The 18,992-nt window shown below is 61.6% G+C and carries 21 protein-coding genes and 1 pseudogene; 6 read left to right on the forward strand and 16 right to left on the reverse strand.

Translation table 11 applies throughout. The features are described from left to right. Positions 1 to 33: 33 nt before the first annotated feature. Both AWT75_RS16755 and AWT75_RS16760 read right to left on the reverse strand, forming a co-directional pair. Complete coding sequence (locus AWT75_RS16755) at positions 34 to 864, reverse strand: segregation and condensation protein A (protein ID WP_045845578.1); 831 nt, start codon at positions 862 to 864, stop codon at positions 34 to 36. After that, entirely contained in the window at positions 861 to 1,757 is an 897-nt protein-coding gene (locus AWT75_RS16760; protein WP_062790623.1) for a LysR family transcriptional regulator, read from the reverse strand. The genes AWT75_RS16755 and AWT75_RS16760 overlap by 4 nt, the downstream gene beginning before the upstream one ends. On the opposite strand from AWT75_RS16760, the gene AWT75_RS16770 reads away from it, so the two are divergent. Next, positions 1,746 to 2,849 carry an arginine deiminase-related protein gene (locus AWT75_RS16770; protein WP_082696165.1) on the forward strand — a complete coding sequence of 368 codons (1,104 nt, stop codon included), beginning with the start codon at positions 1,746 to 1,748 and terminating at the stop codon, positions 2,847 to 2,849. The genes AWT75_RS16760 and AWT75_RS16770 overlap by 12 nt on opposite strands. Positions 2,850 to 2,983: 134 nt before the next feature. On the opposite strand, the gene AWT75_RS16775 is transcribed toward AWT75_RS16770, so the two are convergent. The 12 genes and pseudogenes from AWT75_RS16775 to AWT75_RS16825 all read right to left on the reverse strand — a co-directional run bounded on the left by AWT75_RS16775 (position 2,984) and on the right by AWT75_RS16825 (position 11,857). After that, the gene (locus AWT75_RS16775; protein ID WP_045845576.1) at positions 2,984 to 4,180 is read right to left on the reverse strand and encodes a tryptophan--tRNA ligase; all 1,197 of its coding nucleotides are present in this window, start codon (positions 4,178 to 4,180) and stop codon (positions 2,984 to 2,986) included. 111 nt (positions 4,181 to 4,291) lie between these two features. After that, a complete protein-coding gene (locus tag AWT75_RS16780) occupies positions 4,292 to 4,933 on the reverse strand; it encodes a site-2 protease family protein (RefSeq protein WP_045845575.1) in 642 nt (213 codons plus the stop codon). Between the two features lie 71 nt (positions 4,934 to 5,004). Further along, positions 5,005 to 5,625, reverse strand: a complete 621-nt coding sequence (locus tag AWT75_RS16785; protein WP_045845574.1) for an L-threonylcarbamoyladenylate synthase — start codon at positions 5,623 to 5,625, stop codon at positions 5,005 to 5,007. A 20-nt stretch (positions 5,626 to 5,645) separates the two neighbouring features. Then, a pseudogene (locus AWT75_RS16790) lies at positions 5,646 to 6,513 on the reverse strand (3',5'-nucleoside bisphosphate phosphatase). Positions 6,514 to 6,516: 3 nt separating this feature from the next. Further along, on the reverse strand, positions 6,517 to 6,702 hold the full coding sequence (locus tag AWT75_RS16795) for an oxidoreductase-like domain-containing protein (RefSeq protein WP_045845572.1): 186 nt from the start codon (positions 6,700 to 6,702) through the stop codon (positions 6,517 to 6,519). Further along, a complete protein-coding gene (locus AWT75_RS16800) occupies positions 6,702 to 6,917 on the reverse strand; it encodes an RNA-binding S4 domain-containing protein (RefSeq protein WP_045845571.1) in 216 nt (71 codons plus the stop codon). The genes AWT75_RS16795 and AWT75_RS16800 overlap by 1 nt, the downstream gene beginning before the upstream one ends. Before the next feature lie 200 nt (positions 6,918 to 7,117). After that, a complete protein-coding gene (locus AWT75_RS16805) occupies positions 7,118 to 7,675 on the reverse strand; it encodes an AAA family ATPase (RefSeq protein WP_062790629.1) in 558 nt (185 codons plus the stop codon). Positions 7,676 to 7,767: 92 nt separating this feature from the next. Next, positions 7,768 to 7,995, reverse strand: a complete 228-nt coding sequence (locus AWT75_RS21380; protein ID WP_153013363.1) for a hypothetical protein — start codon at positions 7,993 to 7,995, stop codon at positions 7,768 to 7,770. 578 nt (positions 7,996 to 8,573) lie between these two features. Next, positions 8,574 to 9,566 carry an asparaginase gene (locus tag AWT75_RS16810; protein ID WP_062790643.1) on the reverse strand — a complete coding sequence of 331 codons (993 nt, stop codon included), beginning with the start codon at positions 9,564 to 9,566 and terminating at the stop codon, positions 8,574 to 8,576. A gap of 129 nt (positions 9,567 to 9,695) precedes the next feature. Then, positions 9,696 to 10,238: a hypothetical protein gene (locus AWT75_RS16815; RefSeq protein WP_062790631.1), complete on the reverse strand. Its 543-nt coding sequence runs from the start codon at positions 10,236 to 10,238 to the stop codon at positions 9,696 to 9,698. A 179-nt stretch (positions 10,239 to 10,417) separates the two neighbouring features. Then, positions 10,418 to 10,945 carry a hypothetical protein gene (locus tag AWT75_RS16820; RefSeq protein ID WP_062790633.1) on the reverse strand — a complete coding sequence of 176 codons (528 nt, stop codon included), beginning with the start codon at positions 10,943 to 10,945 and terminating at the stop codon, positions 10,418 to 10,420. A 186-nt stretch (positions 10,946 to 11,131) separates the two neighbouring features. Continuing rightward, complete coding sequence (locus tag AWT75_RS16825) at positions 11,132 to 11,857, reverse strand: UTRA domain-containing protein (RefSeq protein WP_062790635.1); 726 nt, start codon at positions 11,855 to 11,857, stop codon at positions 11,132 to 11,134. A 213-nt stretch (positions 11,858 to 12,070) separates the two neighbouring features. On the opposite strand from AWT75_RS16825, the gene AWT75_RS16830 reads away from it, so the two are divergent. The 5 genes from AWT75_RS16830 to AWT75_RS16850 all read left to right on the forward strand — a co-directional run bounded on the left by AWT75_RS16830 (position 12,071) and on the right by AWT75_RS16850 (position 16,709). Continuing rightward, positions 12,071 to 13,168: an ABC transporter substrate-binding protein gene (locus tag AWT75_RS16830; RefSeq protein WP_045845568.1), complete on the forward strand. Its 1,098-nt coding sequence runs from the start codon at positions 12,071 to 12,073 to the stop codon at positions 13,166 to 13,168. Between the two features lie 165 nt (positions 13,169 to 13,333). Next, the gene (locus AWT75_RS16835; RefSeq protein ID WP_045845567.1) at positions 13,334 to 14,245 is read left to right on the forward strand and encodes an ABC transporter permease; all 912 of its coding nucleotides are present in this window, start codon (positions 13,334 to 13,336) and stop codon (positions 14,243 to 14,245) included. After that, positions 14,242 to 15,033: an ABC transporter permease gene (locus AWT75_RS16840; protein WP_045845566.1), complete on the forward strand. Its 792-nt coding sequence runs from the start codon at positions 14,242 to 14,244 to the stop codon at positions 15,031 to 15,033. The genes AWT75_RS16835 and AWT75_RS16840 overlap by 4 nt, the downstream gene beginning before the upstream one ends. Positions 15,034 to 15,060: 27 nt before the next feature. Further along, positions 15,061 to 16,065, forward strand: coding sequence for an ABC transporter ATP-binding protein (locus AWT75_RS16845; RefSeq protein WP_045845565.1), 1,005 nt, complete (start codon positions 15,061 to 15,063; stop codon positions 16,063 to 16,065). Further along, entirely contained in the window at positions 16,065 to 16,709 is a 645-nt protein-coding gene (locus AWT75_RS16850) for an HAD family hydrolase (protein ID WP_239689632.1), read from the forward strand. Before AWT75_RS16845 ends, AWT75_RS16850 begins: the two co-directional genes overlap by 1 nt. Before the next feature lie 4 nt (positions 16,710 to 16,713). On the opposite strand, the gene AWT75_RS16855 is transcribed toward AWT75_RS16850, so the two are convergent. Continuing rightward, positions 16,714 to 17,442: a substrate-binding periplasmic protein gene (locus AWT75_RS16855; protein ID WP_082696167.1), complete on the reverse strand. Its 729-nt coding sequence runs from the start codon at positions 17,440 to 17,442 to the stop codon at positions 16,714 to 16,716. A gap of 58 nt (positions 17,443 to 17,500) precedes the next feature. Next, complete coding sequence (locus AWT75_RS16860) at positions 17,501 to 18,757, reverse strand: DUF1615 family protein (protein WP_062790641.1); 1,257 nt, start codon at positions 18,755 to 18,757, stop codon at positions 17,501 to 17,503. Positions 18,758 to 18,992: the final 235 nt, after the last annotated feature.

The raw sequence follows: 18,992 nt of genomic DNA on the forward strand, positions 1-18,992 counted from the left end.
CCGCGACTGTGCTGTATGCAACAGTGGGCGGCATCAGTTGATGGCGATGCGCACATAGATGGGCTGATAGGCCGCGTCCTGGCTGACCTTGATCAGCCCTTCCTTCACCAGTTCCAGCACCGCGATGAAGTTGACCACCAGATGGGCCACGCCCTTGTCCACCTCGAACAGTTCCTCGAACGGCACGTATTCGCGCCCCGTCAGGTAGCGCAGAATCCAGCTCATCTGCTCGCGCACCGACAGCTCGTCCTTTTCCACCTTGTGGCTGCGCTTGTGCCTGGCGCGGGACAGGATGGCCAGCCAGGCCTGGCGCAGATCCACCGCGGCGACATCCGGCAGCCTTGCCTCCGCCCCCTGCTCGATCAATACCGCCAGCCAGGCAAAGTCGCGGTCGGCCTGTGGCAGCTTGTCCAGTTCCAGCGCGGCCAGCTTCATCTGTTCGTAGTCCAGCAGGCGGCGCACCAGTTCGGCACGCGGGTCGTCCGGCTCGCCTTCTTCATCCAGCGGCGGGCGTGGCAGCAGCAGGCGCGACTTGATTTCGATCAGCAGCGCCGCCATCAGCAGGTATTCGGCCGCCAGCTCCAGCCGTTCGGCACGCATGGCATCCACATAGCCCATGTACTGGCGGGTGATGTCGGCCATGGGGATGTTGAGCACGTCCAGGTTCTGCTTGCGGATGAGGTAGAGCAGCAAGTCCAGCGGGCCTTCGAAGCTTTCCAGAATCACCTGCAGGGCATCGGGCGGGATGAACAGGTCTTGTGGCACTTCCAGCACCGGCTGGCCAAACACATGGGCAATGGGCAGGCCGGCCGGCAATTCCGGCGCAGTCAGGGCAAAGTTGTCGGGCGAGGTCGGGGTACTCATGCGGCAGAGTTTACGCCAAGCGGGTGGGTTTTGACCCATTCCAGAAACAGCCGCGCCGGGCCGGACAGGCTGACCTTGCGGTGATAGGCCAGCATGATGGTGCGCGAGGGTTCGTGCTCGGCCAGCGGCAAACGGCACAGCGTGCTGCTGATCATCACTTCCGGCAGCGCTGTCCAGCCCAGCCCCGCCTCTACCAGCATGCGCAGGGCTTCCAGATAATTGGACGGCTCACGCACATCCAGCGGGGTGGCCTGTTGCTGGAACAGGTTTTCAATCAGCCGGCGGCAGCGGGTATTGCTGCCGGGCAACAGCGCGGGATAACGCGCCAGGTCCTGCAGGGTGAGGGAGTCCAGCAGGGCCAGCGGGTGCTGCCCGGACACGGCAAAGCACAGTCTTTCCTCCAGCACCGCCACATAGTCCAGCGCCTGCTCGTGCAAGGGCGGTTCGGACATGAAGCCCAGTTCCAGCTCGCCCTGACACAGCAGCTTGTGGGTTTCGGCCGAGGTCTTGAAATCCACGGTGAGGTCGATGCCGGGATACTGGCGCACAAAATCGGCCAGCACGGGCTTGAGGTAATACAGACCGATGTGCTGGGTGGTAGCCAGATGCAGCTTGCCCACCTGGGCCGGTTGCAGGCTACGCAGCAGCTGGCTGGCCTGCTCGGCCTCGGCCAGAATACGCAGCGCATGCGGCAGGAAGGCGCGCCCGGCTTCGGTCAGTACCGTGCGGCGGCCGATGCGGTCGAACAATTCCACCCGCAGGCCATCCTCCAGGCTGCGGATGCGCTTGGACAGACCGGGCTGGGTGAGATGCAGGCAGTCGGCAGCGCGGGAAAACGAGGCTTCACGTGCGGCGGTGACAAAGGCCTTGAGGGCGGCTAGGTGAAAATCCATTCCAAATCATTATGGAAATGTCAAACAAATCCAACTTTTTGTTTGATCTTGATCTGGCTACTATACCAGCACCCTCCACACTCCGCCCCGAATTCATCACATGGGAAATCAGAATCTGCCCTGGATTCAGCCGCTGTCGCTGAACCGCCCGGCACAACCGCAGCTGGCTCGCGCCGTGGTCATGGTGCGCCCGGTCGACTTTGCTTCAACGAACAGACCGGTGCCGACAATGTATTCCAGCACCGGCTGAACCTGCCCGCCGCCGCCGTCACCGCCCAGGCCATGGCCGAGTTCGACGCCATGAACCGCCGTCTGCAAGACCACGGCCTGCGGGTAATGGTGCTGGAAAAGAGCCCGGACGGCATTCCCACCCCGGATGCGGTATTTCCCAACAACTGGTTTACCACCAGCGCCGATGGCAGCTTGCACATCTACCCCATGCACACGCCCAACCGCCGGCAGGAAAGGCGGGTGGAAGAACTGGCGCGGCTGTTGCTGCAACATGATTACCAGATCAACCAGATCAGCTGGGTGGGCCACCCGTGGGAAGAAGAGCTGATTCTGGAAGGCACCGGGGTGATGATTTTCGACCATGCCCGCCGCCGGGTGTATGCCGCCCGCTCACAGCGCTGCCATCCGCTGGCGCTATACCGTTACGCCCGCTTGCGTGGTCTGGACGATGTGCAGTTGTTCGACACCGCCGACAGCCACGGCGTCCCCATCTATCACAGCAATGTGATGATGTCGGTGGGACAGGATATCGCAGTAATCTGCGCCGACAGCCTGTATCAGCCGGAACAACGCCAACGGGTGCTGGCCGCGCTGGAATCCACCCACGAGGTGATCCACATCAGTCATGAACAAGTGGAACAGCACTTTTGCGGCAATATCCTGCAACTGGCGGCACAGGACGGCACCCCGCTCCTGGCCATGTCGCAACGCGCCTGGAATGGCTTCACCCCGCAACAGCAACGGGTGCTGGAGCGTCACGGCCAGCCGGTGGTCAACCCCATCCCCACCATTGAAGCAGTCGGTGGCGGCAGTTGCCGCTGCATGCTGGCGGAAATCTTCCTGCCACGTGTCGAGCACTGAAATCGCCGGGACTAGAAAGATTCAATAAAAAAAGCCGGAACGTCTGTTCCGGCTTTTTTGATCCTTCATGGCAGATGAAGCGTGCAGACCGTCGCAAGAGTACGATGCTGCAACAGCAGTTTTGTCAGCTGCACTCAGAAACCCAGCCCCATCGCAGCGCGCACGTCACCCATGGTTTCCTTGGCTACCTTCTCGGCGCGGCGGCAGCCCTCGAACACGATTTCCTTTACCCGGTCCGGATGGGTCAGGTATTGCTCGGCACGTTCGAACATCGGTTGCTGTTCGCGCAGTACGCCGTCAATCACCGGCTGCTTGCATTCCAGACAGCCGATGCCGGCGCTGGTACAGCCTTTTTTCACCCATTCGCGGGTGTCATTGTCGCTGTACACCTGATGCAGCTGCCATACCGGGCATTTTTCCGGATTACCGGCATCGGTGCGGCGCACGCGGGCCGGGTCGGTCGGCATGGCCTTCACTTTTTTGCTCACCAGCTCCGGCGATTCGCGCATGGTGATGGTGTTGCCGTAGGACTTGGACATCTTCTGGCCATCCAGGCCCGGCATGCGCGAGGCGGCGGTCAGCTTGGCTTCCGGCTCCGGCAGGATGGTCTTGCCCTTGTTTTCCAGCCAACCGGCCAGACGTTCGCGGTCGGCCACGCCCAGGTTCTGGCTGGCGGCCAGAATCTCACGCGCAGCTTGCAGGGCTTCGGCATTGCCGTCTTGCAGATAGGCAGTACGTTGCTGCATGAACTGCTTGCCCTGTTTGCCGATTTTCTTGGCAGCGGCCTGGGCCAGTTCGTCAAAATTGGGCTCGCGGCCAAACAGGTTGTTGAAGCGGCGGGCCACTTCGCGGGTCAGTTCGATGTGCGGCACCTGGTCTTCGCCCACCGGCACCAGCCCGGCCTTGTACACCAGGATGTCAGCCGCCTGCAGCAGCGGGTAGCCGAGGAAGCCGTAGGTGCCCAGGTCCTTGGTGGACAATTTTTCGATCTGGTCCTTGTAGGTGGGAACCCGTTCCAGCCAGGACAGCGGGGTCACCATGGACAGTGCCAGGTGCAGTTCGGCATGCTGCGGCACTTTGGACTGGATGAACACTGTGGCCTTTTCCGGGTCGACACCAGCGGCCAGCCAGTCGATCACCATGTCCCAGATGCTCTTTTCGATGATGGCCACGTCGTCGTAATTGGTGGTGAGCGCGTGCCAGTCGGCCACCATGAAGTAACAGTCGTGGCTGGATTGCAGCTCTACCCAGTTCTTGATGACGCCGTGGTAATGACCCAGGTGCAGGCTGCCCGTGGGGCGCATGCCGGAAAGGATGCGATTGGCAAACATGGTGTGATTTCCAGATGGTCCGGGAATGACAAAGCCTGTGCCGGGCTGCGCATGCTGCTGCGCGGACGGTACAGGCTGTGTCGGCCACCGGGCAAGGCGGCCTCCCGCAAGTTAGAGAAACAGACTGAGCAGATGATACACCAGCTGGCGCAAGGGATTGAGCAGCGGCATCAGTGCGCCGGTAAACAGCAGCGCAATGAGGATCCACATGCCATAGGGCTCCAGCCGGGAATACTTGTAGGCCATGCCGGGTGGCAGCAGGCTTTCCACGATGCGGCCGCCATCCAGCGGCAGCAAGGGCAGCAGGTTCAGCACCATCAGCATCACGTTGATATTGATGCCGGCCTTGCTCATCAGCGCCAGCGGCTCGGTATAGCTGTTATCCATGACGATGGCCAGCTTGAACAGCAGCACCCAGATCACCGCCATGACAAAGTTGGACAGCGGCCCGGCGGCAGCCACCCAGCGCATGCCGGAGCGCGGATTGCGCAGCGCGCCGAAATTCACCGGCACCGGCTTGGCCCAGCCAAACAGCACGCCACCCATCATCAGCGATAACAGCGGCAGCAGCACCGTGCCCACCGGGTCGATGTGCTTGAGCGGGTTCAGCGTCATGCGGCCCAGCATATAGGCTGTGGCATCGCCAAAACGTTTGGCCGCATAAGCATGCGCTGCTTCGTGCAGGGTAATGGCCAGCAAAACTGGCAAGGCATAAATGCTGATCTGCTGGATCAGTTGAGAAGTATCGCCCATGGCTTCTTTTTCAAATGAAAACGTTGACCCCCACTAGATGGGGGCAGGCACGGATGGTTCCAGAGCAGGTTTTACAGACCGAAAATGGCCGCGTCGCCCTTGCCCTGGCGCAGCAGTTCCACGCCATCGGTCATGTCAATCACCGTGGTGGGTTCGGTGCCGCACCAGCCGCCGTCAATCACCGCATCCACCACATGCTCCAGCCGCTCGCGGATTTCATACGGGTCGGTCAGTGCTTCCTCGTCGCCCGGCAACAGCAAGGTACAGGACAGGATGGGCTCGCCCAGCTCTTCCAGCAGCGCCAGTGCCACCTTGTGGTCCGGCACCCGCAGGCCGATGGTGGCGCGCTTGGGATGCAGGGTGCGGCGCGGCACTTCCTTGGTGGCCTGCAGGATGAAGGTGTAGCTGCCGGGTGTGGCGGCCTTGAGCTGGCGGAACTGGCTGTTGTCGACGCGGGCGTAGTTGGCCAGCTCGGACAGGTTGTGACACACCAGCGTCAGGTGGTGTTTGAGTTCGATCTGGCGGATGGCCAGAATGCGCTCCATCGCCTTCTTGTCGCCCAGCATGCAGCCCAGCGCGTAACAGGAGTCGGTGGGATACACCACCACCCCGCCATTACGCAGGATGTTGGCGGCTTCCCGGATCAGCCGCTGTTGCGGATTGTCCGGGTGAATCATGAAAAACTGTGCCATGTGTGTGCTTTAGTGTTGGTTTATGCCGCGCGCGGGGCGCGGATGATGCGCTCCTGCAGTGCCTGCCATACCGGCTGGCAGATGGGCGGCAGGTCATCAGTACGGCCCACGTCGCGGCCACCTTCGCCCGGAGCATGGAAATCGCTGCCGGCACTGGACAACAGGCCGTAACGCTGGGCAATCAGCGCAAACTTGTGCATGTCGTCCAGGCTGTGGCTGCCGCTGGCCACTTCGATGCCCTGGCCGCCAGCGTCCTTGAAGTCCAGAATCAGCCGCTCGATCAGGGTGCGGCCCATATCGTAACGGCCGGGATGGGCAATCACCGCCATGCCGCCTGAGGCGACAATCCAGCCGACGGCATCGGCCAGCCGCGCCCATTCATGCGGCACATAACCCGGCTTGCCCGGCGTCAGGTATTTGCGGAACACCGTGCGCACGTCCTTGACCTCGCCGCTGTTCACCAGAAAGCGGGCAAAGTGGGTACGGCCCACCATTTCCGGGTTTTCACACACCGCCATCGCGCCCTCGAAAGCGCCATGAATGCCGATACGGGCCAGCGAGTCGGACATTTCCTGTGCGCGCTGTACCCGGCCATCACGGATGGACTGCAGGCCCGCCTTGAGTGCCGCATGTTCCGGGTCTATCCCCAGCCCGACAATATGCACGGTGTGCTTGCCATTCCAGGTGACAGACACTTCCACGCCATTGAGGAAATCGACACCGTGGGCGGCAGCCGGCGGCACGCGCATCGGCCAGACCGCGGGTGCAGTCGTGGTCGGTCAGCGCCACCAGCGTGGCTTCACGCTCTGCCGCGCGGGCAATCACTTCAGCCGGCGGCAGGGCGCCGTCCGAGGCATGTGAATGAAAATGCAGGTCAATGCTGGCCATGGCTTATTGTCCGTCCTTGTTGTGCCGCGCCTGCCAGGCGGCCAGCCGGCTGCGGTAGTCGCGCAGCTCGGCGTAATAGGTGTCGAGGATGCAGGGGTCGCAACCGCTGCCGCAACACATGTCGTCGGTGACTTCAAACGGCGGCTGCGGCATCGGGTCGTCATCCGGCGGCAGTTCGGCCTCGCTCATCAGGCCGCCACCACCGTGATGGTGAAACCGTCGCCGCTCACCACCTGACCGGGGCGGATCTTGCAGGTCTTGCGCAGCTCCTGCACGCCATCCACGGCGACATTGCCCTCGGCAATGAAATGTTTGGCTTCGCCACCGGAAGCACACACGCTGCAGGTTTTCAGCAAATCGCACAGCGCGATGTAGTCATTACGCAAGGCAAAGGTTTCGTTCATTTTTACACATCCATTCTGGACAGGCTTGTGCACCGCTTGTGGACAAGGCCTGCAACTGTTTGAGCGAAAAGCAAAATCCGTCACTGCCCTTTTTTTAGGCAGTTGCCACCGGTTTTCCACCCGGCGGCGGGACAGGCCTGTGAGCGGCCTGTGGAAAAACAGGACAAGCCATTGAATGCCAAAGGCTTTGTGCCGGCTGACTATTTTTTAGGCAAACCATCAAGCCATTGTGGCAGTTGCCGGATGGCATGCCAGGCCTGCTGCAGACGTTGCTGTTCACTGCCCTGCAACAAGACCGGAACAATGCCCGCCGCCGCCAGCTCGGCCTGATACAAGCCCAGCAGCCAGTCGCGCTCTGCGGGATGGCTGCGCAGCGGATCGGGCTGCCAGGGTATATCTGCCGCCGTCAGCAGGGTCAGCTCATAGTCGTGCGGGCGGTAATGCTGCAACAAGGCGGGCGATGCCTGCCCGAATGCCACTTCCGCCCATATCTTGCAGGTCAGCACCGTGGTATCGCAGATCAGCCAGTCGTGCTGCCGGGCCGCCACCTCCTCCGCTTGCAACTGCCCGTGGGCAATGGCTTCGATGTCGGACATCGCCACCTGATAGGGGCGATTGGCGTAGTAGTCACGTGCATATTCCGTCACATGGACGGCGCGCATGCCTTGCGTCTGCATGCTGGCGGCCAACTGGGCCGACAAGGTGCTCTTGCCGCAGGACTCCGGCCCGACCACGGCGATTCGGTGAATGATGCTCACGGCAAACCTGCTGCCAAAGAGTGTAATTATACGTCGGCTTGCCCCTCTGCCAGTAGTCTTGCCGACGTTTTGTGCCGGACAAAGCGCTTTTCTCACCATTGGCGGGGACAGCCCTGTGCGCGAGCTGTGGAAAACAGCGGCAAGTGGCTGATACCACAATGGCTTTTTGCCATTGCCTGTTTTTTAGGCAATCTTTTGATCCCCAGCAGTTGTTCACTTCCAGGCGGCCATCCCTCCGGTTTTCCCGTCTGGCCGGCATTTTTGCACACCAGCCGGGGAAAGCCTTGTGCACGGTCTGTGGGCAAATTGGCTAAGTACATGATCCGGCTGTCCTTTTCCACGCTGCCTGTTTTTTAGGCAATCCACGCAACTGCTGGCCGGCACCACCATTTAACTGTCCTGTCATGGCCCGACATGGGCAAAAACCCAGCGCAATGCAGGCCAGACAAGGGTTTTACACACCACGCGGGGACAGGCTTGTGCATCGCCTGTGGGCAAGTGGGGCAAGTGCATGAATCCGCGACATTTTTTGTTGATTGCTTATTTTTTAGGCAAAGCCGCTTCTTGTGGATGAGGCTGGTCCGGCGCAGAAGCACAAGCGGTGTGGCTGCTGTTTTTACACAAGCAGCGGGGACAGGCTTGTGTGTGGACTGTGGACAAGACAGCTAAGTCACTGAGATTGAAACGACTTTGCAACACTGCCTGTTTTTTGAGCAATAGCCGTAGTTTTCCACGCCAGCCGTGTACCGCCATGTGGAGGGGATGTGGATAGATCTGCTAAACCATTGAAGCGACAGAACAAAACGACGCTGCCTTTTTTTTAGGCAAACCAGCATGCAGTCAACAAGAAAAAAGGCGTGCCACTGGCACGCCTTGCATGGCTGAGCAATATGCGCTGTTAGCTGCTCTCGCCCACCAGCACCGTGGACAATTGCTGGCGCAGGGCATCACCACGCAGGCCTTGTGACAGCAACACCAGCAGCTTGGCCGTGGCTGCCTCCGGCGTGAGGTCGGCACCGGCAATGGCACCGGCGCGGGCCAGCGGCTGGCTGGCGGCATAAGCACCTACTTCCACCGCGCCATGCACCACCTGGCTGATATTCAGGACTGCACCACCACGGGCACTGAGCGCCGCCACACCATCCAGCAGTACCGGGTCGGCCGGGGTATTGCCATTGCCATAGCTCATCAGCACCGCAGCATCCAGATCGCCCTCCTGCATGGCCTGCCCGGCCAGCGTGCTGGCATAGCCCGGCGTCAGGAAGAAAGTAGCCAGCTTGAGCGAAACATCCAGCGCCACCGGCTGGAAAGGCTGGCTGACACGCAGCCAGTGCTGGCGCTGCCAGTGGGCCTGAATGCCAAAGCTGGCCAAGGCCTGGGCATTGGGGCTGTCAAAACCGGCAAAGCTGGCGGCATCCAGCTTGCGGGCACGGCAGCCACGCAGCAGCAGGCGGTTGAAGGCGATGCACACTTCGTGCAAATCCGGCTGGCTGGCGGCTTCCAGCGCATCGGCCAGATTGCTCCAGCCATCCGAACGCGGATGGACCAGCGGCAGTTGCGCACCGGTGACAATCACCGGCTTGGCCAGGCCTTGCAGGGCAAAGGCCAGCACGCTGGCGGTGTAGGCCATTGTGTCGGTGCCATGAATCACCACAAAGCCGTCATACGCGGCATAGCGCGTGGCCAGATCGTCAATCAGTTGCTGCCACTGGGCCGGGACAATGGCGGAGGAGTCGATCAGCTGCGGGTATTCCACCACGTCAAAGTCCAGTGCCGGGGTACGGAAGCGCTCCAGCAGGCGCGGCAGCAGGCCGGGAACGGGGGCCAGGCCCTCCGGGGTGTGGTCCATGCCGATGGTGCCACCGGTATAGAGGATGAGCAGGCGGGTCATGGTTGCATCCTTGGTCAACATCAAACAGCCGGCATGGTAGCGCAAAACCCGGTTGGCTGCGGCATCGCTGCAATGACAAAGCCCCCGCAACAGCATGGCTGTGACGGGGGCTGGCAGGCAGTAAACAGCTTAGCGCAGCGCTTCACCGATGGCGTCATTCACCGCATGCTGGGCAGCAGCAATCTGACTGACGATGAAATGCTGCAAACCACGCAGATAGGGGTCGTCCTCTTCGTGGCTGGCATCCTGCCTGGCCTTGTCCAGCAGACGCAGTGCCTGGTGGAAACGGTCGTCCGGGCGGTATTCGGCATCCGGCGGCAGGCGCTGGAAGGGGTTCTTGCCATCATCGATGGCCGCATCGTGCATGGCATGCAGGGCCTGGTTGATGGCGTCCACTGCACGGTGTTCGCCCTGCTCGACACGCGGCTGGTCCGGACGGGCCAGCAGATCGCGCGCCAGACGCAGATCGGTCATGGCATGCATGTAGTAAGGGTGTTCATCCGGGTGCCAGTGGTGCTGCTCGAAGCGCCAGGGCATGCCTTCGTGCCAGTCCTGGCGCATGTCCGGGTGCCAGCCATTATCGTGCCAGTCGTCAGCCTGTGCCGCCGAAGCAGCCAGCAGGGCCGAACCGGCCAGCAGCAGGGTTGCCAGTGTTTTTTTCAAGGTAGACATAGTGATCTCCCAGGGTTGCAAGCGGGTTTATTGTTGTTGCAGTGCGTCAGGAAAAACGGTGGGCTCAGAACCGAGAACCAAACCTCGCAGAACATCCGGGCCAAGGCGCGCCGCCGCAGACAGTACATGGAGTACGACAAGGCGGCGCAACGCTGGAGCGGGGGTTTTGTTATCAGGTCTTAGCGCAAGGCGTCGGCAATGGCCTGCTGGGTGGCGCGGTGTGCATCATCGATATGATGCAGGATGCGGCCTTGCAGATCGCGCACCCAGGGGTCGTCCTCACGATGGCTGGCATCACGCTTCGCCTGTTCCAGCAATTGCAGGGCCTGATGGAAGCGATCGGTCGGGTTCAGGCGCGCATCCGGGGCCGGAATCTGCCAGGGGTTCTTGCCATCCTGAATGGAGGCCTGGGTCATTTCGCGCAGCGCGGCGTCAATGGCACCGACAGCCCAGCGCTCATCATCCTGTACCGGCTGTACATCCGGCCGTGCCAGCAAGGCGCGCGCCTGGCGCAAATCGCTCATCGCATGACCGTAATAAGGATGCTCGGCCGGGTTCCAGCGCACCGCGACAGGGGCCTGGACCGTGACCGGCACCGGCTTGTAGACGACCTGGGTACGAGTCGGAGTCACGACACAAGCAGTCAGGCTGCTGACAGAAGCGGCCAGCAACAGCCAGCCGGCCAGACGATGGACTCGGGTTTTCATCAGGATTCTCCAGTGTTGTTATCGTGCTTGCAGCATGCACCGCACACCGGCTAGCGTCTGTTGCCCTGCTGTATCACTTGGTAAGCGTTTGTAAGAAAACTGTGTGCAATTGTTAATTCATGCCTTTTTCGCGCTGCAAACCAGCCATTCAGGCCAATGGCATGGCGGTATGGCGCTGCACACGGCTCAGGCCTGCGGCTGGCTGTCCACCGTCACGCGGATGGCATCGTGCCGCCAGTATTCGATATCGCAGTCGATGATGCGCTGCTGCTGGTCGTAATTGATGCGGGCAATGCGCAAGATGGGCGAGCCATCGGCCAGCATCAGCGCCTGCGCCACCGCACCACGCGCCGCCGTGGGGGTGATGTCAAAGCGCGAGCGGCTGTAATGGAGGCCGTAATGCTGCTGGTAGAGTTCGGTGAGGGATTGCGACAAATCCTCGCGCATGATGCCGGGAAAGCATTCCGGCTTCAGGTAATGCTCGACATACAGCACTACCCGGCCATCCAGGCTGCGCTGGCGGCAGATTTGCAACACCCGCGCCAGCGCGGGCAATTGCAGGCGCTGGCTGATTTCCGGTGCCGCCACCATGCTGCGCGATGACAGCACGCGGGTATCCACCCGCCGTTGCTGCTGTTGCACCATCTGCTGGAAATGGCCACGGTATTGCGGGTTGTACTCCAGCCGCGGCGGGGCCACAAACCAGCCGCGCCGCTCTTCGCGGTAAATGCAGCCTTCCGCCTCCAGCGCCAGCAAGGCGTCCTTCAGGGTGATGCGAGTGGTATCAAACAGCTGCGACAAAGTGCGCTCTGCCGGTAATTTGCTGCCCGGTGGCAGCAGGCCACCGGCCATCTGCGCCAGCAAGGACTGTCGTATTTGGGCCACCTGGGTCTGATTATTTTCTGTTGCCATGATCTGGACTAGTCCACGTTGATTGCGCTACCGCTTAGTGTTTAGCAGAGCTGTATGACAGCCGCACGACAGCATGTCGGATTATGGCCAGAACAGGTCGGCCCCGAGACTTCATGCAAATGACACGCAACTGAAACTTGCCGCACATCATCTCGTCATCTGCACTGCCTAAGATCGCCCTGCTCAATTGACCTAGTCCAAAGGATCGTCCCAATGAACAAGAAGCTGATGGCCGCAGTTGTTTTGTCCGCACTGAGTGTTGGTGCTTCCGCTGTGCATGCACAGGATCTGAACAGCCTGATCAAGGCGGCAAAGCAGGAAGGTGAACTCACCACCATTGCCCTGCCGCATGACTGGTGTGGTTATGGCGACCTGCTGGCCGGCTTCAAGGCCAAGTACGGCATCAAGGTGAACGAACTGAACCCGGATGCCGGTTCCGGTGACGAGGTCGAGGCCATCAAGGCCAACAAGGGCAACAAGGGCCCGCAGGCACCGGACGTGATCGACGTTGGCCTGTCCTTTGGCCCGCAGGCCAAGGAAGCCGGCCTGATCCAGCCGTACAAGGTATCCACCTGGAACAGCATTCCGGCCGAAGTGAAGGACAAGGACGGCTACTGGTACGGCGATTACTACGGTGTGCTGGCTTTCGAAGTGAACACCGACATCATCAAGAAGGTACCGGCTGACTGGGCCGACCTCCTGAAGCCGGAATACAAGAATGCCGTGGCGCTGGCCGGTGACCCGCGCACCGCCAACCAGGCCATCATGGGCGTGTACGCTGCCGGCCTGTCGCAAGCAGGCGGCAACCCGGCCAAGGCTGCCGACGCTGGCCTGAAGTTCTTCTCGCAACTGAACAAGAACGGCAACTTCGTGCCGGTAATCGGCAAGGCTGCCTCGCTGGCCCAGGGCACCACCCCCATCATCGTGCGCTGGGACTACAACGCCCTGGCCGACCGCGACACCCTGAAGGGCAACCCGAAAGTGGCCGTGGTGGTACCGAAGACCGGCGTGGTGGCCGGCGTGTACGTACAGGCCATCAGCGCCTACGCCCCGCACCCGAACGCCGCCAAGCTGTGGATGGAATACCTGTACTCCGACGAAGGCCAACTGGGCTGGCTGAAGGGCTACTGCCACCCCAGCCGCTTCAACGACCTGGCTGCACGCAAGAAAGTCCCGGCCGACCTGCTGTCCAAGCTGCCGGCCGCAGCCAACTACAAGAAGGCCGTGTTCCCCACGCTGGAACAGCAGGAGGTCTACAAGGCCACCATCACCAAGCAGTGGGACAGCGTAGTGGGCAGCAACGTCAAGTAAGCCTGCACTGCTGATCGGCCTTGCCGTCATGGCCGCTGCGGCGGCCATGACGTTTACCCCATCCTGTCACCGGGACAGACCCGACCTGCCCACCAGGCAGCACAACAGCACGGCAGACCCCCTGCCCATGCCGGGCTTCCCCATTTTTACGAGGCTGCACCACGGATGCCCACTTCACCCGATTCCGTCACACACTGCCCGCCCGAGGCCGGACAGGCTCGCAAGAGACTGGCACCGTCTGCCCTGAACTGGCTGGGCGTGGTGCCGTTTTTCCTGTTTGCCCTGCTGTTTCTCATCCTGCCCACCGCCACGCTGATGATAGGCGCGTTCCAGGATGCCAACGGCCATTTCACCCTGGGCAATATTGCCAAACTGTTTGACGACAGCATTCTGTCGGCCTACTGGATCAGCTTTGAAGTCAGCGCGGCGTCCGCACTGGGTGGCAGCCTGATCGGCCTGTTGCTGGCGCTGGCGGCCATTCAGGGCGGCCTGCCCGCCTGGATTCGCCCCACGCTGATGACCTTCTCCGGCGTGGCGTCCAACTTTGCCGGCATTCCGCTGTCGTTTGCCTTTCTGTCCACCCTGGGCCGCATGGGTCTGGTGACGGTACTGCTGCGCAACTATGCCGACTTCGACCTCTACAGCACCGGCTTTTCCATCCTCAGCTTCATCGGCCTGACGCTGACTTATCTGTACTTCCAGATTCCGCTGATGGTGCTGATTGTCACCCCGGCCATTGACGGCCTGCGTGCCGAATGGCGCGAAGCCTGCGAAAGCCTGGGCGGCAGCAGCGTCGCCTACTGGTGGCATATTGCCCTGCCCATTCTGTGGCCCAGCATCCTGGGCTCCACCCTGCTGCTGTTCGCCAATGCCTTTGGCGCGGTAGCCACTGCTTACGCACTGACCGGCAGCTCGCTCAATATCGTGCCCATCCTGCTGTACGCGCAGATTCGCGGCGATGTGCTGCACGACCAGAACCTGGGCTATGCACTGGCACTGGGCATGATTGTGGTGACCGGCCTGTCCAATGCCGGCTATATCTGGCTGCGCAGCCGCGCCGAAAGGGGGCGTGAATGAAATCGACATCGCGACTGGGCGCCTGGGTGGCCATTGCCATCGGCACCATTTACTTTTTGCTACCGCTGATTGCCACTTTCGAGTTCAGCCTGAAAATGAACCGCGACGGCTACAGCTTTGAAGCCTACAAGGTGGTGCTGTCCGACCCCGGCTTTCAGGCCACATTCGGCTACTCCACGCTGATGGCGGTGCTTACCATCATCGTCGGCATTTTGCTGGTGGTGCCGACGGCCTACTGGATTCAGCTGAAGCTGCCACGCCTGCGTCCGCTGGTGGAGTTCATCACCCTGCTGCCGCTGGTGATTCCGGCCATTGTCATCGTGTTCGGCTACCTCAAGCTGTACAACAGCAGCGCCTGGCTGCCCTTGACCGGCAATGACCGCGCCACCGACTTTTTGCTGATGTGCAGCTACGTCACGCTGGCCCTGCCCTATCTGTACCGCTCGATCGACGCCGGCCTGCGCGCCATTGATGTGCGCACCCTGACCGAAGCGGCCGAGAGCCTGGGTGCCAGCTGGCCCAGCATCCTGCTGCAGGTGATTTTCCCGAATGTGAAGTCGGCCATCCTGTCCGGTGCCTTTCTTACCTTCGCGGTAGTGATTGGCGAATTCACCATGGCCAGCCTGCTGGGTCGCCCGGCTTTTGGCCCTTACCTGCAACTGATCGGTGCCAACCGCGCTTACGAGCCCTCGGCACTGGCCATCATCGCCTTCCTGGTGACCTGGGCATCGATGGGGCTGATCCAGGTATTCGCCCGCAATGCCCGCCCGGCCCGCAAGACGGCCTGAGCCCAGACAGAATCCAAGGAAAACCACATGGCTTACCTCACCATCAATAATCTGCACAAACGCTTTGACGACCATGTCGTGGTTCACGACTTCAACATGAGCATCGAACAGGGCGAATTCGTCACCTTCCTCGGCCCGTCCGGCTGCGGCAAAACCACCGTGCTGCGCATGATTGCCGGTTTTGAAACCCCCACCTCCGGCCACATCCGCGTGGGTGGCGAGGACATCACCCATCAGTCACCGCAAAAGCGCGGCATCGGCATGGTGTTCCAGAGCTATGCGCTGTTTCCCAATATGAACGTGACGCAGAACATCGGCTTTGGCCTGAAAATGCGCAAATGCGATGGCGCGGAGATTGCCCGCAAGGTGGCGGAAGTCATCAAGCTGGTGGAACTCTCCGGCAAGGAAAACCACTATCCGCACGAACTGTCCGGCGGGCAGCGTCAGCGGGTAGCGCTGGCGCGCGCGCTGGTGGTGGAGCCGCGCATCCTGCTGCTGGACGAACCGCTGTCGGCACTGGATGCCCGCATCCGCAAGAACCTGCGCGAGCAGATTCGCGACATCCAGCGCCGTCTGGGCCTGACCACCATTTTTGTCACCCACGATCAGGAAGAAGCGCTCACCATGTCCGACCGCATCTTCGTGATGAACCAGGGCCGGGTGGAGCAGGAAGGCCGCGCCGAAATGGTGTACACCGAACCGGCCACCGAATTCGTGGCCCGCTTCATGGGCAATTACAATTTGCTGGGCGCGGCAGAGACACAGCGTCTGCTGGGCTTGAACATCAACGGCCACATGGCTATCCGCCCGGAATCCATCCACGTGCTGGATGCCCACAGCCAGCAGGCCGACACGCTGGCCGGCACCATCCGCCAGCACCAGTTGCTGGGCAATATCATCCGTTACCAGATCGAAAGCGCGGGCGTCACCCTGCAAGTGGACCGGCTGAACCGCACCGCCAGCGACCTGATGCCGGCCGGCACCGAAGTGCGCCTGCAAATCAGCCGCGACGACATGCGCGAGGTGCGTTGATGCTGGCCATTTTCGATCTGGACGACACCCTCACCGACGGCGACAGCTCCAGCCTGTGGTTGCAGTTCATGGTGCAACATGGTCTGGCCGCCGCCGACATGCTGCCGCGCGAGGCCGAGCTGATGGCGGCCTACCGCCGTGGCGAATTACGCATGGAGGACTACATGGACTTCACCCTGCAACCGATGCAGGGACGCAGCGTGGAGGAAGTGGCCGAGTGGGTGGAGCGTTTCATTGCCGACATCATCGCCCCCATCGTGTTCGATCAGGCACGCGACACGCTGGCACGCTACAAGGCCGAGGGGCGCACCTTGCTGGTGATCTCCGCCACCGGCGAGCATCTGGTGGGGCCGATCTCGCGCTTTCTGGGCGCGGATGATTTCCTGGCCATCCAGCTGGCCACCGAGGCGGGTTGCTACACCGGCCACACGCATGGCGTGATGACTTATCAGCAAGGCAAGGTGATCCGCCTGCAACAATGGCTGCAACAACATGGCCAGAGCCTGGGCGGAAGCCATGGTTACAGCGACTCCATCAACGATGTGCCGCTGCTGCAGGCGGTGGATGTGGCTTACACGGTGAATGCCGACCCCAAGCTTGCCGCCGTGGCGGCCCAGCAGGGCTGGCACCAGCTGAACTGGTAAATGGTCAACGGTAATGCTGCAGCATGCGCTCGAATGCGCCTTGCTGCTGCAACTGCCCCAATGCCCGGTTCAGCGCGGTGAGGCTGATCGGGCTGCGGGCAGACAGGGCACAGCGCATGCGGTAGCTGCTGATCACCAGATGCGGCTGCATGGGCGGCAGTTGCAGGCCATGCGCCAGCTGGTAATCGAGATACAGCCGGTTGCTGATGACGTGCTGCACGCGACCGGCCGCCAGCTTGCGCAGGCTGTCTTCCAGGCTATGCGCGTCATCCCGCACAAAGCCTTCACCCAGCGCGGCCTGCAACTCCGGGTAGGCAAAGCCGAGTACCGTTCCCACCGGTTGCCCGGCCAGCGCCGTCAACTGCTTGCGCGGTGCAGCTGCCCGGCTGCTGAGCAGCAAGTCCTGGTTTTGCATGAAGGGCTGGCTCCAGCGCAAATCCTTGCCCGGCATCCATTCAGGCAATGTCAGGCACACCACATCCCCTTGCCCCGCTTCCAGCGCGGGAAGCAGCCGCTTGCGTGGCATGACGCGAAAACTGGCAGCACGCTGCAAGCGGGCAGCCAGCGCGAGACCGATATCGCGGTGCAGGCCGTCCTGTAATGTTTCATCAACAATATTCGCCTGTGGCATCTGGGTACTGTCATCCACCAGTACCCGCAGTTCTCCTGCCGTGGCACAACATGCCGCCCCGGTCAGCAGCATGCCGACCAGGCAGTTTCGTGGCTGAGCCATCTTTATGTTTCCCCGCTACTTACCCGTCTGCAAGTACAGGGGAGAACCGCCCTTGCTGTCAATGGAATCCACCGCGCTCCATGCACTTTTCGTAGCGCCCATCCACCCGTCTGGCAAACCATTCAGTCGTCAGCTGGTGGGTGAACTTGGGGCTGATCAGCACGATCTGCGGGATGATCTGGCGCGGTGCAGCCTTGCCGGACTGGTCGGCCAGCGCAAACACCCGCTTGTAGACTTCGGTCTGGCTGAACGCCGCCAGTTTTTCCTGCCGCAGATCGCGTGCCATCTCGTCCGGGCTCATACGCAAGCGCCCGGCCAGGCCGTTGAGTGCGCGCTGGGTGTCGCTGGTGGCACCGGACAGCACACGGTTCATCTTGTCGCTGTACAGCATGATGTCGCCATCCAGTGCCAGCTTTTGTCCGGACAGATGCTGCACCGCCTGCTGGAAGGCGGCATTGCGGCTGGCATAACGCCCGGCGTTGTAGTCGGCAAAGCGGTACACCATGTCCGGATAGCTGATGGGGTATTGCAGCAGGATGGCGGTGCCGAAATACACGCTGCCGCGCAGGCTGAATACTTCGTCGCGCAAGCTGGTATAGCTGTAGGGGTAAGGCCAGGCGCGCACCTGGGTTTCGGCAAAGGCCACGCTCACCTGCATGGGCCCGCCATCGCGGATGGGGTTCTTGTGTTCGAAGATGGTCTGGCCGAACGGCAGTTCGCGGATCATGTCTTCAAACAGCGCATTCATCTGCTTCTTGGTGCGCAGGGCATTCACCCGTTCCTTGTAGGTCTGGCCATTGGGGGATTTCTTCAGCATGGCCGCATCCACCACCAGCGAGGGAATGAAATACTTCTGCCGCCGCTCTTCAATCTGCCCCCAGACAATCTTCGACAGATTGGGGACTACCGGGTCGGGATTGAAGCCGGACTCCTGCTCCGCCACCGCCAGCACCGCGCAGAAGTATTGCGGCGCATACGGAATTTTCAGATGGGTGAAGGCGGTCATGATGTCGCCATGCCACTCGCGCCGCGCCGGAATGCCACGCGGCAGCAGTTTGTCCAGCAAGGCGCTGCCTTCCTGCTCGTTGGCATAGGCCGGTTGCAGCGGCAAGGGCACCGGCTTGCTGACGGGGGTAACAAGCGGGGCAGGCGTCACCGGCTTGACCACGGGGGCGGGCAACAGGCTTTGCGGGTCCGGCATCGGGGCCGGGCGCAACACAGGAGCAGGAACGGGAACAGGCTGGGCCACCGGGGCCACCGTGGCGGCACAACCGGTCAAGCCCAGTAATGCCGCCACCGACAGATAACGGTACATGCAAAAGTCCTTCAAGAACGTCCTGCCGGAATGCGGACGCCGGAATCGTGATGGTGCCATGCCAGAGCATGGCCGTGTGCATCAGTGTTTGATTTTGTGGCTGGGCGCCGGGGTGGGCAAAAAGCCCTGGCTCAGCAAATGGAATACCAGCCAGCCCAGTGCGCAAATCCCTACCAGGGCGGCCAGGCCCAGCAGGGCTTTCACCAGCAAGGCCATGCGCGGCGAGCTCAGCAGA

The sequence above is a fragment of the Aquitalea pelogenes genome, from assembly GCF_001515305.1.
In the GTDB taxonomy this organism is placed as follows: domain Bacteria; phylum Pseudomonadota; class Gammaproteobacteria; order Burkholderiales; family Chromobacteriaceae; genus Aquitalea; species Aquitalea pelogenes.

Coding starts and splice junctions, on each gene's coding strand:
- AWT75_RS16830 (WP_045845568.1), top strand. CDS start 12,071: ATGAACAAGAAGCTGATGGCCGCAGTTGTTTTGTCCGCACTGAGTGTT.
- AWT75_RS16820 (WP_062790633.1), bottom strand. CDS start 10,945: ATGAAAACCCGAGTCCATCGTCTGGCCGGCTGGCTGTTGCTGGCCGCT.
- AWT75_RS16840 (WP_045845566.1), top strand. CDS start 14,242: ATGAAATCGACATCGCGACTGGGCGCCTGGGTGGCCATTGCCATCGGC.
- AWT75_RS16825 (WP_062790635.1), bottom strand. CDS start 11,857: ATGGCAACAGAAAATAATCAGACCCAGGTGGCCCAAATACGACAGTCC.
- AWT75_RS16775 (WP_045845576.1), bottom strand. CDS start 4,180: ATGTTTGCCAATCGCATCCTTTCCGGCATGCGCCCCACGGGCAGCCTG.
- AWT75_RS16845 (WP_045845565.1), top strand. CDS start 15,061: ATGGCTTACCTCACCATCAATAATCTGCACAAACGCTTTGACGACCAT.
- AWT75_RS16800 (WP_045845571.1), bottom strand. CDS start 6,917: ATGAACGAAACCTTTGCCTTGCGTAATGACTACATCGCGCTGTGCGAT.
- AWT75_RS16810 (WP_062790643.1), bottom strand. CDS start 9,566: ATGACCCGCCTGCTCATCCTCTATACCGGTGGCACCATCGGCATGGAC.
- AWT75_RS16795 (WP_045845572.1), bottom strand. CDS start 6,702: ATGAGCGAGGCCGAACTGCCGCCGGATGACGACCCGATGCCGCAGCCG.
- AWT75_RS16755 (WP_045845578.1), bottom strand. CDS start 864: ATGAGTACCCCGACCTCGCCCGACAACTTTGCCCTGACTGCGCCGGAA.
- AWT75_RS21380 (WP_153013363.1), bottom strand. CDS start 7,995: ATGTACTTAGCCAATTTGCCCACAGACCGTGCACAAGGCTTTCCCCGG.
- AWT75_RS16855 (WP_082696167.1), bottom strand. CDS start 17,442: ATGGCTCAGCCACGAAACTGCCTGGTCGGCATGCTGCTGACCGGGGCG.
- AWT75_RS16850 (WP_239689632.1), top strand. CDS start 16,065: ATGCTGGCCATTTTCGATCTGGACGACACCCTCACCGACGGCGACAGC.
- AWT75_RS16760 (WP_062790623.1), bottom strand. CDS start 1,757: ATGGATTTTCACCTAGCCGCCCTCAAGGCCTTTGTCACCGCCGCACGT.
- AWT75_RS16815 (WP_062790631.1), bottom strand. CDS start 10,238: ATGTCTACCTTGAAAAAAACACTGGCAACCCTGCTGCTGGCCGGTTCG.
- AWT75_RS16785 (WP_045845574.1), bottom strand. CDS start 5,625: ATGGCACAGTTTTTCATGATTCACCCGGACAATCCGCAACAGCGGCTG.
- AWT75_RS16780 (WP_045845575.1), bottom strand. CDS start 4,933: ATGGGCGATACTTCTCAACTGATCCAGCAGATCAGCATTTATGCCTTG.
- AWT75_RS16835 (WP_045845567.1), top strand. CDS start 13,334: ATGCCCACTTCACCCGATTCCGTCACACACTGCCCGCCCGAGGCCGGA.
- AWT75_RS16860 (WP_062790641.1), bottom strand. CDS start 18,757: ATGTACCGTTATCTGTCGGTGGCGGCATTACTGGGCTTGACCGGTTGT.